We start from the raw sequence: 16,121 nt of genomic DNA, 5'->3' as shown, positions 1-16,121 counted from the left end.
CAACGGAATCGCGCAGTGCGCTCTTCATCAGCAAGGTCGGAATTCTCTTGGGGTTTGGCTTTGCCTTTGCATTGTTTCTTCAGGGGGCAGCGACGCTGCTGTTGAACCCATGCCTACGATGATCACTCCGATCATGCCGAGTTCGTCGATCCACGTCGCAAGCAGAGGAGGGTGTCCGTGCAAATCACTTTCACTCGCCTTAACTATGCCTTGACCACTTTCGTTCTGGCTCTGACTTTTATCGGTTTCGCAGCCGATCGAGTTAGGGACAAAGAGAAACGTCAGGCTGTGGCGATCGCCATGACGTCAGGCGATCCCTCTCGGGCACCAGCGATCTTTCGCCGCTATGGATGCGGAGGGTGCCACGTCATTCCAGGCATTCCCGGCGCGGATGGGAAAGTTGGCGGGCCGTTGATCGATCTGCGACAACGCCTCTATATTGGCGGTGTCGCCAGTAATACGTCCGAGAACCTCGTGCAATGGATCGTTTTTCCGCAGCGCTTCTCGGCAAACTCGGGAATGCCTGCAACGGGGATCTCTGAAGCTGAGGCAAGGGATCTGGCTGCCTATCTCTACGCGCAGTAAAATCAAGGATGGGGTGTCGGTCGGGCCGGCAGCGATTTGATATAGCGCGCGATTGCATCACGATCATCCTGAGGCAGTTGCGCCGTGTTGGTGACGACATCTGCCATCGATGAGCCGATCCGGCCGTGGTCCGGGGTTTTGCCGGTGCTGAGCATGGTGGCGATTTGCGCTTCCGTCCAGCCGCCGATCCGGCTCGGCGTGATATTCGGCACAAAGCCGGCGCCTTCGGGGTCAGGCCCTCCGGCGAAACGCGTCGAGCGCTTGATTGCGCCCAGCATGTTACGGGTCGAATGACACTCGGCGCAGTGGCCGAGTGTCTCGACCAGATAGCCGCCGCGATCGTGCATAGCATCGCCGTTGAGGGAAGCTTCGGACTTGCCCTCATGAAAAAACAGCAGCTTCCAAAATGCCAGCGGTCGGCGGAACCTGAACAGCAACGGCAGTTCATGCGGCGGAGGCCGCCCAGCTACCGGCTGCAGCGTTCGCAGATAGGCGTAAAGATCCCTTACATCGTCGAGCGACATGCCGGTGTAGCTCGGATAGGGGAATGCGGGATAGTAATGTTCGCCGCGAGGCGAGACGCCGCTGATCAACGCGTTTGCAAGATCGGCGACCGACCACGACCCGATGCCATCCACGGGGTCGGGCGAAATGTTTGGCGGCCTGAACATCCCGAACGGTGAGGCGAGCGCCAAGCCGCCCCCCAGTTTCAACCTGTCCGGCTGACCAGGTGTGGCGTGGCATGAAGAGCAGTCGGCAGCCAGAAAAACCAACTCTCCTTTGACAGCGTCGCCCGGCGTCAACGCGGCATCCTCAGGACTGAAGCGGCGATCGGCTTCTGTGACGTACAAGAAAAGAAGAACGGCGATCAATGTGCAGCCGATTCCGGCTGCAATCAGCCAAACCGGCGCCGATGACAGCAAGTTTCGAGCGCGAAGACGAGCGATGCGGAGATTGCCATCGGCTGAAGACGAGCTGCTCATCATGTCCTTCCGCCTGACCACAGCACAGATCGTCGTACATCCTCCCGCTGTTCAAGGCGTGCCCGGAAGATCGGTCGTGGTCTCCGATAGGTCCTTTTCCTGCTCTCCCGCAGCCATCATCTCGCGGAGCGGCGAGCGGGACACATTTTTCTCGATCGCTGCATGACCTGGTGTGTCGGGAAGCGCATTGCGGAAGTTCTTGGCGTAATCTTTCGGCATTTTCGGCGGCATCATCGGCTCGTATTGGTCGACGAAGGCCTGAATGACGACCGGACCATCCACAGAAAAAGCTTCTGCCAAAATCGGCTCTATCTCCTCAAAGCGCCTGATCGTGAAGCCGCGACCTCCCATCGCTTCTGCCGCCTTAGCAAAATCAATCGGCGCCAGTTCGCAGGCGAACTGAGGATTTCCGAGAAACATCATTTGCTCCCAGGCGATCTGATTGAGCATTCCGTTGCAGATGACCAGCAATTTCAGGGGAAGGCCGAGGCGGACGGCCGTCGAAAACTCTCCGAGCTGCATGCCGAAGCCGCCATCGCCGACGATAGCGTAAATTGGTCGCTTTGGATCGGCGACGCCGGCGGCGATCGCATAAGGCAAGCCGGAGGCCATCGAGGCGAGGGCGCCGGAGACGGCAAATTGGTTTTCGGTGCCAAGGTCTATATGGCGCGCCGCCAGCTCCGTGTTCTGGCCGGAATCGGCTACCACGACGCCGTTAGCCGCGATGCGCAGTCCGAAAGCTCGAACCACGGCCTGTGCCTTCAATGGCGCGCTCTGATCTGTCTCCATGGTATTCATTTTTTGGCGCCACGCGGACATCGCCCTTTGCGCCCGTTCCAGAAATGACCGATCCGCCTTTCTCGTCAGCTTGCTGTTGAGGAGCCGAAGCGATTCCTTCGCATCCCCCACGAGACCGGCATCGACGGGGAAGCGCAGCCCCACGCGCTGCGGGTCGCTGTCGATCTGAACGCCGCGGGCCGCCTCGGGTCGCGGATAGTATTCAATATAGGGAAACGACGAGCCGACGATCAATACGGCATCACATTGTTCCATGACCGCCTGTGACGGTTCGGTACCCAAGATCCCGATGCCGCCCGTGGTCAGGGGATCATCGTCGGCGAGAGCCGTCTTGCCGAGCAGGGCTTTGACGACCGGCGCAGCCAACAATTCGGCCGCCTCGCGCAATTCCTCCTGCGCACCAACGGCGCCCCGACCAGCGAGGATCGCTACCTTGCTGGCATCGTTCAGAATCTTTGACGCGTGATCAAGCTCGGTATCGTCGGGTACTTGGCGGCCTTGGAAATAGCGGTTCGGTACATGTTTTGGCCGGTTCCGTTTCGAGCGGGATTTCGAGTCCATTTCTTGAACGTCGTTGGCAATCGAAAGATGTGCAACCCCGCGGCGCGAGAGCGCCGAGCGGCAGGCGAGACTGGCGACATTTTCCATGTGCGACGCGTCACTGACATGCGCATTATAGATCGCGACATTGTCAAACACGCGGGTGAGGTCGACGTCTTGCTGGGTAAAGGTTTCGATCAGGTCATGAAACTGCGTCCCTGTAATCGCAAGCACCGGCATCTGGTCGAGCTTGGCGTCATAAAGGCCCGTCAGCAGATGAGTGCCACCCGGCCCAGACGTTGCGAGGCAAACGCCAAGCTTGCCGGTGAACTTCGCATAGGCGCTCGCCATGAAAGCTGCTGATTCCTCATGACGGACCTGTATGAACCGGATCTGATCCTGGCGCTTGCGCAACGCCTCCATCACGCCGTTGATGCCGTCTCCGGGAAGGCCGAAGATGACTTTGACGTCCCAATCGATCAGGGTGTCTATCAATATGTCTGCGGCGTTGGGCATCGAACTCGTCCTTTGCTTGTCAAAGACTGCAAACCTCTTTCACCATCAAAGGTTCCGAGATGTTTGCCTGAAGTACTTGCTCGGCGCGCGATCGCCCGAGAAGCAGGACAGCAGGATCCCCACTTCTGCGGTAATGCCCTAAGTTAGATCTGCTAGGAAGCTGGCCGATCGCTCATTGGTTGGAACTTTAGCCAATCGCATTGGTTCGATTCAGTGCCACGCAAGAACGGCGGAAATGCTGGAGGACGTGGGACGAAGCGAAATGGAGGCTCCAATGACGACGGCAAATACGACAACCGACCATGCGGCAATTCGTAAGTGGGTGGAAGCCCGCAAAGGGCATCCTTCCCGTGTCAAGGGTGCCAAGCAAGGAGGCATCTTGCGGATCGATTTTGGAGAGCCGGAAGAAAACTTGGAAGAAATTTCCTGGGATGAGTTCTTCGCCATTTTTGATGAAAACGAACTTGCTTTTCTTCATCAGGAAAAGACGGAGGGTGGTGAGAGAAGCCGATTCAATAAATTTGTCAGTCGCAACTGATGACTGACGGACAATGCTCGGCGCCATGACTGCGCGCGGACATCAAGATGGAACGAACCTTTCGCACGCTCTGGCTTTCTGCCGCCTACTAATTGTCCTGCGTTGTGCGCGAGATGTGGCGCTATCGCGGCGCCAACCGATCGAGCCTGTTCTTCCAGTCCTTGTACGGCAGCAGCATCTGACCCGGAAACCGCTTCTCGATCGCACTTTCCGTAAGAACGATTCTTGCGAATACCTCATTTGTTGGTGAAGCCTGATCCGACGCTTCACTCCGCCTCTCTAGGTCGGCCATCAGCTCGAAAAGCTCCTCATCTGTCATCGCCTCGAGCGCTGAGGCGAATTCACGCTCCGGCAAAGTGGCAATATTCGTCATGATGCACCTCCTGCCGGTAGCTCACTTTGGGCTCGATCTCATCAGCGCCAGTGGTTGACGCTGCCGGAAGCCTGTTCTGGGTTCCTTGCCAGTCCGGCGGCTGAAAGGGTGCCGCACTGGCCGTTACTGTTGTCGAAGCTTCTGCTCTCCTCGTTAGTGGCACTAGAACTTCAAAAGCGTCAAACTGTTCCCGGTCCCGTAGAACCGTCGTCGCCGCTCATCGCTCAAGGAGTTCACAGCTGCCGTTGCGTGGTACGCCGCTACAGGCACGAGCTGAAAGCCTAACGCAGCAATCTCGACGCGGCTGCATTCGTCCGGCGAACGGTTCATTGGATGGTTGCGTGAGGGCTCGGGCGACCCTGAACAGAAATGCTGCGGCCAAGGGCAGTGAAGCCGGTATCCACATCAAAAGTCCGGCGAGTTGCTGATCTTCAAGAGGTGACAGGCCATAGGCTTGCGATGTTAGAAAATGCGGGCTGAACAGAGGGTGCGGCGCAAAGGTCAGAAAAGCACCAAGCGCCGTCATCTGCAGGAGCGTTGCGGCGGAGACGATAAGTGCGCCGCCTACAGGCCGTCTCACGTCAAGAATTTCCTTCCAAAGCCATACGGCCGACAAGAAAAGCGGTACTTCCATGATCCAGTAAGTAGCATTTCCCGACAGCGCCCAAGCATAGGGTACGGGCAGATGCCATAACCAGAGCATCGTCGTGTGAAAGCCGAAGACCAATATCGATGGCACTCGATCCAAGAACGTCTCCCGGCTGAAGATAAAGCGCCAGATAAGCGGCGCAGCGAATGAGATCAGTATGAAGTGATGAACTGCTCTTGCCGAGAACAACGCTGAACTCAGCGCGCACAAGGGAGAAACGAAGGCGACAACGAGGAGAACGATAGCGGCCAGCCATTGATGGATGCGATTGTCTCGACGTGCTGGCAGCCAGGTCAATGCAGCGATAACGCTTATCGCGAGCAGCAGGTAAGGATCGACGTTCCAATCCGATATCAGGAGTTGAGGCGGTGGGGCGCTACCGCAGTATGGATCGAGTTTGAAAGTCATACCGCCCCCAAACATTGTTGTTTCGGCCACTAAACACGTGTGATTGGGGTTTGTTCCGGCGACCGCGGATCGCATTGCGCGTGCTGCCGAAAAGCAGGTCAAAATACGGTCGCCACACGCGGTCGTCTCAGACGAAGAACGTCACGTTGGGCACTCAGGGCGCACTGGGAAACAGCACTCTCACTCTCTGTTCTGCAGCTGTCCAGGTTTGAACGTGATAACGCCGCATGGCTGCAACGTTTGCCACGAAAATGACGATTCCCAGAACAACTGCGACAGTGACGCTCGATCCGACGACCGTCTTGACGACTATCCCAGTAAACACGCCGGCGATTGCTCCGGCGATGACGCTCACCAATCCTGCCGTGCTCATGAACGATTGCCAGCGCGACGCCTTGAAGGCCTTGTCGCTCAACACGGCCTGATCATCGTTCGTGAGTGGAATGGATCAAATATTTTTCCATCAGCGGCGCGATTTCGATGTAATAGTGGTGGATCCGTGCGATCCCACGCGCATGCACCATGTCTTCGATGGCAACCTGCACGGTCCGCACGAAAGTTACGAGACCGATGAAGTAGAGGCACGGCAACAGGATCAGGCTGAACAAGACAAACGACTGCCCCATCTGCGTAACCTGGGCAACAAAGGCGAGGGCAATCGTCGCGCTCGAGACCGACGTCAGAAAGAGGTTGGCGCGCTGGTTCGCCTCCTGGATCGTTGCCGTGCGGGCAGTCTGCAGTGCGAAATGTTCGGTAGTCATGAATTGCAGCACCTTCGGCCCGGATTTAGCCTCGTCTGGCCTCGGACCGATCGCATCACTCGCGTGCCGCTCCTTCATTGCTTTTCTTGCACCCCATCTGGTTTGGAGTCCGCGACACGGTGCCCGCAGCGAACTCTCAAGAGTGTCGATTTTCATGATGCGCTCTGCAATGCAGATACGCCAACGGGCTCCGTTTTCGAAAGCACCAGTCGGATCCTGCGACGAAGAACACGCCGGCTTCGATAGTGTTCCATTGAAGACGGAAACGAGAACGCGCTGGAGGACCAATATCTGCTCTCGGTAGCGGTCGGGCGGCGCTTACGCCCAGCCGCGCCTGCTGTCATATTCATCGACGAGGGCCGGGATGAAGACAGCTGGGTCAGCAGGTATGCCGCTCGATCTCGCGCCGGCAAAGACGCGTTCGGAGGAATCGGGGATTCCACCCTTCATCGGTCCACTGTTGGCTCGGCCAGCGGCTGCTTGTTTATCAGGCGAGCGTAGGTGGCGCGAACCGACCTGAAGATACGATCTATCCAAATCGCGGATGCAAATGGCTAGCCCCTAGCGAGCGCAATATAATGCCGATGGCCGCTCGATCTGCAGCATGACACATCGAGGCCGGGCACGAGCCCGGCCTTTGGGATTTTCGAGCGCCGTCGAACTCTGCTTCGGCGGCTCTGAACGATATGACAGTAAGAGCTGACACTCTCAAGATCACCTAGGCCGTGATGATGTAGACGATCTCCAGACTGCTCGGATCGACGATGACGATCCGGCCGTCCGCGAGGACGAAAAAGTCATAGCCTTTGTATTCCGGGACGATCTTCACAATTCGCGGCGGCAGCGGTTGAAGACGGACTTTCTTCGGAATCTTGGTTCCGACGGTGACGGTAAGGTTTGCCTCCTCGACAGGTCGGACGTGCACTTCCTTCACGACCTGGCGAATTTCGGTCTGCTGTTCCGTCGTGATGTTGACATTCGCCGTGGTGTTCGACGACTGGTTCTTGGTCGTAGTGCTGCCCGTCGTTTCACCGCTGGGCTGCGTGGTCGACTTCTGCTGCGTCATCGAGCTGCCGGAATTCTGCTGCGACCCGGGTTTTTTTATCGTGGTTTCACCAGATGCCTGCCCTGTGGTGGTTCCGCCGGCCGAGGGATTGGTTTTCGAGGGCTGCTGCGCGTTCTGCTGCATCTCCGTGCCCTTGCCCGAATTCTGCTGTACCTGTTTGCCCTTCTCCGGTGTCGGGCAGCCTCCCGATGCATCGGGTGTCGGGCAAGCCGTCGTGCCGGACTGCGGCTGCCCGGATTGCGACTGCCCGGAGTCGGATTGCGACTGGCCGCCGCCCTGCATGTTCTGCTGGGCCGAGGTCGGGAATGCGGCAAGCGGCGACACGCTGAGCGACAAGGTCGCTAATACCATGGTCAGATGAGTGGTTTTCATGTTGAATCTCCGTGGATTCTGGCGCGCCATGCCGTTCGCATCTTCAGCGGTTCATCCGCTTTTTCGTAAACCGGAAATCAAGAGAACTGTTCCCGGTATGGGACCTAAGTCTGAAGCTCAGAGCTCCCATCCCGCCCCTCCTAGGAGCGGTGTCGACTTCACGATCAGGCCGGTGTCGCCTGGGATGGAAAGATCCGGCAGTCTGGCGTGATGAGTCAACAATATCGCACGCCCGCTAGCCAGGCTCACCCAACATGCAATCCAAAACATCACAGGCGGACGTCCTTGGAACTCACAGTTGGTGACCGTCTCTTCAGCGACCTCTGCCTCGCGACAAAGCTGGTCGCGAGTTATGTCGAGCGATGGGCAACCCCGGGTGAACGCGTCTTCGTCGACAAATATAGATTAGCCGCCTCGCCGCCGCCGAGACTTGCGCCGCCTTGAGGGTACAGGCGGCGGACGTGGTTACCATCGTCAGGCTCCCGCGTTGGCGTCTGAAAGCTGCGCGGAGATCTTGCAGCTGACGCCATCCACGTCATAGATGACGATCGATTCGCCGTTCAGCTCCGTCGCGAGCAGGCGTTCGATCAACAGTGAGCCGAAGCCTTTTTTTGTCGGAGCGCTGACGGCCGGCCCGCCTTTTTCGGTCCATTGGAACTTCAGGGTTGACGCGTCCTTCCCTTCGAGTTGCCAGGTGATCAAGACCCGCCCATCCGGGACCGAAAGGGCGCCGTATTTGGCAGCATTGGTGGCAAGCTCGTGAAGCGCCAGCGAAAATGCCACCACCGCTCTCGCGGGCAGGGGAACCGGTACGCCCGTTACATGAAATTTCTCCGCCGCGAATGGAAGGAGGGCTTGGTCCACGACCGATCGTAAATCGGCCTTCTGCCATGTTCCCTGGATGAGGAGGTCATGGGCGCGGCCAAGAGAAGACAGTCGTGCGCCGAAGGTTTCGACATCAACACTGTTCTCCTCGTTTCGTCCAAACGTCTGCCTTGCGATTGCGGTTACAGTGGCCAGGACATTCTTGACCCTGTGATTGAGCTCGCCGACCAACAGGGCCTGAAGACGTTCCGCTTCCTTTCGGGCAGAAATGTCATGCGCCACTTTTGAAGCGCCGACAACGCGGCCCGTTGCGTCATGAATGGGTGAAACGCTGAGCAAAACATCCACAAGCTTGCCGTCCTTGCACCGTCTGACTGTCTCGTAGTGCTCAACGATCAGGCCGGCGGCGATCTGTCTGAGAATGGCGGGCTCTTCTTCCTTGCGGTCATCGGGGACAAGTATCAGCACGGATTGCCCGATCGCCTCCGATTCTGAATATCCATAGAGCTTCGTCGCTGCCGCATTCCAGCTGGTGATTTTCATGTCGAAATCGAGGCCGAGTATGGCGTCGTTCGAAGAGGCAATCATCGCCGCTAGATGTGCTTCGACCTGACGCACGCGCTTACGTTCGGTAATATCGACGACGATTGCGCCGGCCCGCTTGATCCGGCCATTCTCGTCACGAATGGGATAGACCGAATTTGCGGTCCAGACGTGATTTCCATTCTTTCGAACATGGCGCTTCTCGATATTGAAGCTTTCGCCCGTCTCGATCATCGTCCGATAGAGGCGAAGACTCTCGGCGCGGTCATCCTCGACGGTAATGTCGTGCATCTTCATGCCGAGAAGTTCTTCGGCGGAATAGCCTACCATCTCGCAATAGCGCTGGTTCACGCTCAGGAGCTGACCATCCAGATCGGCCTCCACTATGCCCGCCGCCGACTGGGCAAATATCGCCCTCAGGCGATCCTCGCTTCCGCGAAGTGCGGCTTCCGTTCGAACCCTTTGTGTTGTCTCGTTGACGATGCAGAAAACGCCTAGAACGCAGCCGGTTTCGTCACTCACCGGCGAGTAGGAAATATCGAAATAGACGGTCTCGGGGCGGCCGTATCGCTCTAGGTAAAAGGGGCGGTTCTTAGCGAATACGGTCTCGCCACGATCAAGAACGCGGACCAATAGCGGCTGAAGATCATCCCAAAGCTCGCTCCAGTTTTCCCGGGCCGGCCGTCCGAAAGCCCGCGGATGCTTGTCTCCAATCGTCGCCGCATAGGCATCATTATAGAGTGCGACAAAATCCTCACCCCAGAAGAGCACGATCTCGGCCTGCGAGGGAAGCATGATATCGACGGCGGATTTCAGACAGTTCGGCCATTTGTCCGAAGGGCCAAGACTGGTCCGCGACCAGTCCGTTGCGGAGAACAATCCTTTCATCTCCCCGGCCATGGATGGTCCTTCGCGTTATGACATGTCGCCATCGTGAATGTTTCTGCAATTCAAAGACTTGTGCCAGCCCAAGTCATCTGTTGGAATCCGAAACTTAACGCATGTCAATCATCGCGCAAGGGCATGGAAGAGTGCGGACGGGCTCTTTTCTTTTGAAATAGGGATCGCCCCTGGTCTCAGCGCCCGCAGACCGCAGCGCCTGAACCGCTTCGTATTTAGGATGTCTTTGAGAGCACATGAGCGGCAGCAATCAGTTCGGCATCTTCTAGGAGAAGATAGGCACCGTTAACGCCCTGCAATCGAGGGCGGTCGAGCGAGAACGCTGTTATCTGCAGGCTTGATCAGATGGCGGACTTCAAGGTTGATCGCTTCGGTCGCGAAAGATTCCGATACTTCCGAGTCGCATCTGGGCTGCGGACATCGGCGAACGGCCGCTGCCGCTGCTCGGCCCGGCCGTTACTACTGGAACGTCCGCGGCAACCGCCGCTCCAGCCGCAGGCGCGGCACCAATTTGCGTAGGACCCATGCTGCGGCGATGGCGAAGCCGATGTGAAGCCACGGGTGGGTATCGCCATGGTCGGAGGAAGCATCTTGCGTCTCTCCACGAATGACAGCCAGCCGCCCGCGCAGATCAGCGACTTCCTTTCGGAGCCATGCGATTTCCTTACGAGCTGCATCGAGGTCAAGATCCAATGCGTCGTCTGGGGAATCGGTCACAGGCGGCTCGTCTTCCAGTTCAGCAAGATGCTGTTCCAGGGCGGCTTTGGCGAGACGGCCTTTCGTGCGGATATTGGTCACAGGTTGCCTCCTAATGCTTCCGGGTATGGGAGCACCGGATCGTTGCCGGGCTTGCATTGGCGCTTTGCCGGACGGCGCTTATCGCCGGTTGAGTGAGTGGTCGATGGATTCGAGCTGTCCTGTTGCAATCTGCCAGGCGCACTGGCTTTCGCCCTTATGTCGATGAATGGGTGCTTTGACAGAGTCATTGTTCCTGGAAAAGGAGAATGCACGGGGTTCCGAAAGGATGCAGGCAGAGCGTCAAGTTTCCAGACAGTTATCGCAGGCATCACGGTCACGTCATTGTTTCGCGGCGCGGTACGCCCGACATTGGCGGGGTCGACAAGGGTCCGTCTGGAACTCGACCGGAAATCCGCCGGTCGCACGAGCTGCAATTCGAGCGTATCGGTCAGACCTTTGAAGTCACCAATGCCGTCATCGTCCTTGAAGGTTGCGACGTCCGGGCAGCAGATCACACTGTTCTTGTAATAAAGATCAATCATGTCACCCATCCGTTCAACGCGGCACGAAAACGACCACGCTAGGCGGCCGTTGTCAGTGGCATCTTGTTGTTCAGGCGGCCTTCTTGCCCTTGGCATTGGCCACGGTTTCTGCAAGCTTCGTCAGCTTCTGGTCGGTCGCTTTTTCTTCTTTCAGATTATCCTGGAGAAGTGCAACGGCGTCGTTGAGGCCGAGCTGCTTGGCCCATGCGATCAGCGTGCCGTAGCGGGCGATCTCGTAATGTTCGACCGCCTGGGCGGAGGAAATGAGGCCGGCATCGAGGGCCGATGAATTCTTGAATTCCTCGATGATTTCCTCACCTTCTGCAAGTATCCCCTGAATTGCCTCACAGGTCTTTCCTCGGGCCGGTTTTTTGATGATTTCGAACACCTGCTCAAGCCGTTCGACCTGCGCTTCGGTCTCGTCCCGGTGCTGCAGGAACCCTGCCTTGCCCTCTTCGGATTGCGCTGCCCGAGCCATTTTCGGCAGAGCCTTCAGGATCTGCTTTTCGGCGAAATAGATATCCTTGAGGGTGTCGAGGAACAGGTCTTCAAGCGTCTTCGGATTTGCCATTTTATCATCTCCTAGGATTTTGATCTCGGCAATCGGACAAAGTCCAAATGCGGCTGAAAGTTCCGGCTGTCTTTGCAGGTTCATAGCTCTCCACGGGCTTGGTCTGGCCTACAGTGCATCAATTTAGGCTTTCGTGGCTCCTGTCAGAGAATTTCGTGGCGCGGTGTCAACGATGCGACCGGTTGGAACACCAAATACGGATCGATTTGTCCGGAAGGCTCAAATAGGATTCACTGCAGCGATGTCTTGCTCAGAGGGCGCGTGCAGCGAGGAACCGGGTGTCAGCGACGCGCGTTTGGAACGTGCCTGCAAGGCTGAAGTCAGCCACTGGCCCTGAAGGGAGCAAAGCAAATGGCACGCTCCTCTTTCAGACTATTGCCGAGGACCCGGAATGAGCGAGACAAGCGCAGATATTGGCGAGCTAGTGGGACGAGCAATCGAGGTTGCAAAGGCGGCATATTTTGCAGCCGAAGCAAAAATGCCCTATCGCTCCCCCGGCGTCGCGGAATTTGGAAAACCTGATAAGGTCTCGTTGACAATTTATATCGAAGGCGGCGCGATCACCATAGAGCTGCCTATAAAGCGAGCCGTGGCTTCTACACGAAAGTGAGGCTGCCCACGGTATGTCGGGAGACTACCCTTCAGATTTCATCGACATTTGGATCGGCGCGCAGGATCTCGAGTGTCCGCAGACCCGCGATGTATTTGGCGGTATCGGCACCAGTTTTTTTTGCTTGTGCAAGATTGTCTTTCAGATCGGCGAGCTTTACCGGACGTGCTAATGCATTTCCTGCGGCGCGGGTGACGAATTCCTCATCGGTTTCTTCAGGTCTTCGTGTAAGAGCATTCACAGCGTCGATAATCTCCGACGTAAAACCTTCGGCCCGTATCCGCTCCAACGTCCAGCCCTTGCCTTTCTCCACAATGTCATGCAGGTAGGCGACGATCTTTTCGCCGTCGCTTTCAACACCGTCCGCAACCCGTTGGCAGTGCGAAAAGTAAGGCGCACCGGTCTTGTCAGATTGCCCCTCGTGGGCTGTGGCAGCGATTTGCATTGCTTTCGCTAGTTCGTTCAATTTCTGTTCTCCGACCGTCTGATCGTAAGCGCGCTTGCAGGTGTCCTGTCATTGACATGATGTCACCTCCACTTCTGCCTAACGGAGCAGTGTGTCGCAGGTTCCCCCACCAAATACAGGTTTGCTGGTCCGGACATTTGTTCAAAACACAACCTGCAGGGACGCCAGGCTCCCAATCAGCCTGAGCAGGTGACGGCAAGCGAGTCCCGCAGATAAACCAGTCACAATACTGGCGGCCCGCCCGACGACCCTGAGAGGACGCAAGTATCAGGAACATTTGCCGTGTCGCCCCGTTAAGTTGCGACATCAGACCCTATGAGGTGCCGCCATGCAGAGCAAATTGCTTTCCGACGAGGCCGATGAGCGGACCTTTATTCTGATCCTTGATGATGGCGAGGAGGCGTTCGCGGCGATTTCGCGATTTGCAGAACTCCAGTCAATTGATGGCGCGTCGATCAGCGCGATCGGTGCCTTCAGCAGCGCCGTCGTCGGTTTCTTCGATTTCAAAACCAAGACCTACCGGAAGATCCCGATCGAAGAGCAATGTGAGGTGTTGAGTACGCTCGGTGACCTCGCCCGGGGCGACGACGGGAAACCGAGCCTGCATCTGCATGTCGTGCTTGGACTTTCCGATGGAAACACCCGTGGTGGCCATTTCATCGAGGGGTTCGTTCACCCGACGCTCGAAATCATCATTCGAGAGAATCCGGTAGGGCTGCGGCGCAAAAGGCGGCCTGATCTCGGAATTGCGCTGATCGACCTCGATTTGGAGGCGGATCCGCCACCACCCATTGTCCCGTTTTCTCGCTGACCTGAATAGATTTCGGAACTCTGAAATCGGGATTGTGGGTGACAACGCGGGCGCAGACCGATGTGAATGATAGAGCGCGCGCCGCCTGGCGATCACCGCATCAATCGGCCGGATCGCGGTCGCCCGGTTCGGGCGACGTTACAGACCTTGTTCGCGTATTGGAACGTCCGGCAATTCGGGCCGTTTATGTCGGTCTCCTCCATCGGATTCATTCATGCGATCGCATTTCAAGCCATTCCTCCTCTTCGCTTCGACGGCCCTGATCTTTCTATTCGCAACGGCCAACGCCTTTGCTGTCGGCGGCGAAAGCGCGTCTAAGCCGTCCGAAGCGCTCTTTCTTGTTCAGATCATCCTGCTGGTCGTCGCCGGACGGCTCACAGGTGAATTGATGGTTCGTCTAGGCCAACCGTCGATCATGGGACAGATCATTGCCGGTATCCTGCTTGGCCCTTCGATCCTGGGTCTCGCATTCCCTGATATTCAGGCGATGCTCTTTCCGGCTGGCGAAGGGCAAAAAAGCATGGCGGATGCGGTCGGGCAGCTTGGCATCCTTTTCCTGTTGCTGCTCGCCGGCATGGAAACCGATCTCGTGCTGGCCAGAAAGCTTAGACGTTCGGCGGCCGGAGTGTCCTTGACCGGCATTGTCATTCCCTTCGCTGCCGGCTTCGCGCTCGGCGAGTTCCTGCCCGAAACGCTCCTTCCTGATCCGGAGAAACGGCTTGTTACCGCACTTTTCCTCGGCACCGCGCTCTCGATCTCTTCGGTCAAGATCGTCGCCTCCGTAGTGCGCGAGATGGATTTCATGCGGCGTAACGTCGGACAACTCATCGTGGCCTCGGCGATCATCGACGATGCGATCGGTTGGGTAATCATTGCCGTGACCTTTGGTCTGGCAAGGACCGGGGCGGTCGATCTCCTGACGCTTGCGAAAAGCGTGATTGGCACGGTGGCTTTCATGGCTGTGAGCTTCACGGTGGGTCGGAGGGTGGTCTTCGAGATCATTCGCTGGACGAACGACAATTTCCGCAGCGATCTGCCGGTCCTGAGTGCAATCATCACCATCATGGGTGTCATGGCACTGATCACCGATGCGATCGGCGTCCATACCGTTCTGGGCGCGTTCGTCGCTGGGATCCTCGTCGGCGAATCGCCCATCCTGACCCGTCAGATCGATGTCCAGCTTCGCGGATTGACGACGGCATTGTTCATGCCGGTTTTCTTCGGCCTGACCGGCCTGCAGACGGATCTGACGATTTTATCCAACCCAGCTATTCTGTTGCTGACGGCAGCCATCGTCCTGATCGCGTCTGTCGGAAAGTTCGGAGGTGCATTTGCCGCAGCCAGGATCGGCGGCTTCTCAACGCCAGAAGCTTTGGCGCTCGGCTGTGGTATGAATGCACGAGGCTCGACCGAAGTGATCGTCGCAACGATCGGTCTGTCCGTCGGGGTTTTGAACCAGCAACTCTTCTCGGTGATCGTCGCCATGGCGATCATCACAACGATGGCAATGCCGCCGAGCTTGCGCTGGGCACTGGCGCGTCTGCCCTTGCGGGGAGAGGAACGGGATCGCCTTGATCGCGAGGCGTTTGAAGAAAATAGCTTCGTGGCGAAGTTCGAACGCATGGTGCTTGCCATTGACGAATCGTCGAGCAGCCGGCTGGCGGGGTGGCTCGCAGCATTACTTGCTTCCACGCGCCAGATGCCTATCACCGTCGTCGATATTGCCGGACGCGAGCAGCATGCCGATGTGCTGGAGGTCAGCGAACGGCATTCGCAAAAATCCACCAGTGCGGAAGCCATCGCAGCAATTATCAGAGAACGAGCCCGGGATCTTTATGCGGCGCACGAGGGCGAAGGCATAAAATCCGGGCCCCATGTCACAACCTTCGCGCAGGATGGGCCAATCGAGCCGGTGCTCAGTGAAATGTCGGAAACCGGGCACGACCTTCTTCTGGCCGCAGTGGAGCCGTTGACGGCCGCTGACGGCGGCTTCAGCGATACCCTTCAGACAATCACCCGCGCGTTCAAGGGGACGGCGGTCGTTATCTCTGCGAGGGGCATCCTTCCGCAGCGTAGCAGGGATCTGCGCATTCTCATCCCGGTGAGCGCGACTGAGCGCTCGACGCGGGCCGCGGAATTCGGGTTTGCGCTCAGCCAAGCGGCGGGTGCCCAATGCGCCGTCATCCGTATCGAGGAGCCCCGTCAGGTCGCAGCCCTTCCGCGTGTCAGCGACCGCGGCAATTCCAATGACGATGCATTCCGGTCTATCAAACCCATTGCCGAATATTACGAGCAGGCGCCCGAGAAAATCGTGCAACGAGGCGGCTCGCCGGAATTGGCAATTTTGCGCCATGCCCGTTCCGGCGGCTATAATCTGATCGTTCTTGGTGTCAGCCGTCGCGCGGGTGACACTCTGTCGTATGGCGAAATCGCCGAGACGCTTTTGCACACGGCGGATCGCTCCTGCGTATTTGTCGAGACGGAACTACCCATGCCGGCTACGAAGAGCGAATAGTGCCGAGTTCT

The 16,121-nt window shown here is 57.6% G+C and carries 18 protein-coding genes; 7 read left to right on the top strand and 11 right to left on the bottom strand.

What is annotated here, in order from left to right:
• The first annotated feature begins 210 nt into the window (after nt 1–210).
• Entirely contained in the window at nt 211–585 is a 375-nt protein-coding gene (locus tag EV281_RS11400) for a c-type cytochrome (protein ID WP_165911875.1), read from the top strand.
• A 2-nt stretch (nt 586–587) separates the two neighbouring features.
• Here the strand turns inward: EV281_RS11400 and EV281_RS11395 are convergent, their stop codons facing one another.
• Both EV281_RS11395 and EV281_RS11390 read right to left on the bottom strand, forming a co-directional pair.
• Entirely contained in the window at nt 588–1,457 is an 870-nt protein-coding gene (locus EV281_RS11395; RefSeq protein ID WP_245508251.1) for a cytochrome c, read from the bottom strand.
• 162 nt (nt 1,458–1,619) lie between these two features.
• Nucleotides 1,620–3,422: a thiamine pyrophosphate-dependent enzyme gene (locus EV281_RS11390; protein WP_132653167.1), complete on the bottom strand. Its 1,803-nt coding sequence runs from the start codon at nt 3,420–3,422 to the stop codon at nt 1,620–1,622.
• A gap of 274 nt (nt 3,423–3,696) precedes the next feature.
• Here EV281_RS11390 and EV281_RS11385 point away from each other — a divergent pair, with 274 nt between their 5' ends.
• Nucleotides 3,697–3,960, top strand: coding sequence for a hypothetical protein (locus tag EV281_RS11385; RefSeq protein ID WP_132653166.1), 264 nt, complete (start codon nt 3,697–3,699; stop codon nt 3,958–3,960).
• A gap of 121 nt (nt 3,961–4,081) precedes the next feature.
• Here the strand turns inward: EV281_RS11385 and EV281_RS11380 are convergent, their stop codons facing one another.
• Together EV281_RS11380 and EV281_RS11375 are read right to left on the bottom strand one after the other, a co-directional pair.
• Entirely contained in the window at nt 4,082–4,333 is a 252-nt protein-coding gene (locus EV281_RS11380) for a hypothetical protein (RefSeq protein WP_184327339.1), read from the bottom strand.
• 217 nt (nt 4,334–4,550) lie between these two features.
• Nucleotides 4,551–5,390, bottom strand: a complete 840-nt coding sequence (locus EV281_RS11375) for a cytochrome c oxidase assembly protein (RefSeq protein WP_132653164.1) — start codon at nt 5,388–5,390, stop codon at nt 4,551–4,553.
• 227 nt (nt 5,391–5,617) lie between these two features.
• Here EV281_RS11375 and EV281_RS31600 point away from each other — a divergent pair, with 227 nt between their 5' ends.
• The gene (locus EV281_RS31600; protein ID WP_245508250.1) at nt 5,618–5,815 is read left to right on the top strand and encodes a hypothetical protein; all 198 of its coding nucleotides are present in this window, start codon (nt 5,618–5,620) and stop codon (nt 5,813–5,815) included.
• On the opposite strand, the gene EV281_RS31595 is transcribed toward EV281_RS31600, so the two are convergent.
• The gene (locus EV281_RS31595) at nt 5,816–6,307 is read right to left on the bottom strand and encodes a hypothetical protein (RefSeq protein ID WP_245508249.1); all 492 of its coding nucleotides are present in this window, start codon (nt 6,305–6,307) and stop codon (nt 5,816–5,818) included. It abuts the gene before it with no gap.
• 562 nt (nt 6,308–6,869) lie between these two features.
• Nucleotides 6,870–7,619 (bottom strand): DUF1236 domain-containing protein, encoded by a 750-nt coding sequence (locus tag EV281_RS11365; RefSeq protein WP_312862145.1) that lies wholly within the window; start codon nt 7,617–7,619, stop codon nt 6,870–6,872.
• Nucleotides 7,620–7,874: 255 nt separating this feature from the next.
• Here EV281_RS11365 and EV281_RS31095 point away from each other — a divergent pair, with 255 nt between their 5' ends.
• A complete protein-coding gene (locus EV281_RS31095) occupies nt 7,875–8,033 on the top strand; it encodes a hypothetical protein (RefSeq protein ID WP_165911867.1) in 159 nt (52 codons plus the stop codon).
• 30 nt (nt 8,034–8,063) lie between these two features.
• Here the strand turns inward: EV281_RS31095 and EV281_RS11360 are convergent, their stop codons facing one another.
• From EV281_RS11360 to EV281_RS11345, 4 genes are all read right to left on the bottom strand, one after another.
• Nucleotides 8,064–9,836 (bottom strand): PAS domain S-box protein, encoded by a 1,773-nt coding sequence (locus EV281_RS11360; protein WP_245508248.1) that lies wholly within the window; start codon nt 9,834–9,836, stop codon nt 8,064–8,066.
• A gap of 480 nt (nt 9,837–10,316) precedes the next feature.
• Nucleotides 10,317–10,655 (bottom strand): hypothetical protein, encoded by a 339-nt coding sequence (locus EV281_RS11355; RefSeq protein ID WP_132653163.1) that lies wholly within the window; start codon nt 10,653–10,655, stop codon nt 10,317–10,319.
• Nucleotides 10,652–11,137 carry a hypothetical protein gene (locus tag EV281_RS11350; RefSeq protein WP_132653162.1) on the bottom strand — a complete coding sequence of 162 codons (486 nt, stop codon included), beginning with the start codon at nt 11,135–11,137 and terminating at the stop codon, nt 10,652–10,654. The genes EV281_RS11355 and EV281_RS11350 overlap by 4 nt, the downstream gene beginning before the upstream one ends.
• 70 nt (nt 11,138–11,207) lie before the next feature.
• Nucleotides 11,208–11,708 (bottom strand): ferritin-like domain-containing protein, encoded by a 501-nt coding sequence (locus EV281_RS11345; RefSeq protein ID WP_132653161.1) that lies wholly within the window; start codon nt 11,706–11,708, stop codon nt 11,208–11,210.
• A gap of 391 nt (nt 11,709–12,099) precedes the next feature.
• Here EV281_RS11345 and EV281_RS11340 point away from each other — a divergent pair, with 391 nt between their 5' ends.
• Nucleotides 12,100–12,318 carry a hypothetical protein gene (locus EV281_RS11340; RefSeq protein ID WP_132653160.1) on the top strand — a complete coding sequence of 73 codons (219 nt, stop codon included), beginning with the start codon at nt 12,100–12,102 and terminating at the stop codon, nt 12,316–12,318.
• A gap of 31 nt (nt 12,319–12,349) precedes the next feature.
• Here the strand turns inward: EV281_RS11340 and EV281_RS11335 are convergent, their stop codons facing one another.
• Entirely contained in the window at nt 12,350–12,763 is a 414-nt protein-coding gene (locus tag EV281_RS11335; protein ID WP_132653241.1) for an HD domain-containing protein, read from the bottom strand.
• Between the two features lie 349 nt (nt 12,764–13,112).
• Here EV281_RS11335 and EV281_RS11330 point away from each other — a divergent pair, with 349 nt between their 5' ends.
• Both EV281_RS11330 and EV281_RS11325 read left to right on the top strand, forming a co-directional pair.
• On the top strand, nt 13,113–13,595 hold the full coding sequence (locus tag EV281_RS11330; RefSeq protein WP_132653159.1) for a PPC domain-containing DNA-binding protein: 483 nt from the start codon (nt 13,113–13,115) through the stop codon (nt 13,593–13,595).
• Between the two features lie 214 nt (nt 13,596–13,809).
• Nucleotides 13,810–16,110, top strand: a complete 2,301-nt coding sequence (locus tag EV281_RS11325; RefSeq protein WP_132653158.1) for a cation:proton antiporter — start codon at nt 13,810–13,812, stop codon at nt 16,108–16,110.
• Nucleotides 16,111–16,121 lie beyond the last annotated feature (11 nt).

Origin of the sequence: Rhizobium sp. BK418 (assembly GCF_004341105.1) — a bacterium.
Taxonomy (GTDB): Bacteria; Pseudomonadota; Alphaproteobacteria; order Rhizobiales; family Rhizobiaceae; genus Rhizobium.
The sequence above is the reverse complement of the archived record's forward strand: the minus strand, read 5'-3'. Positions and strand labels throughout refer to the sequence as shown.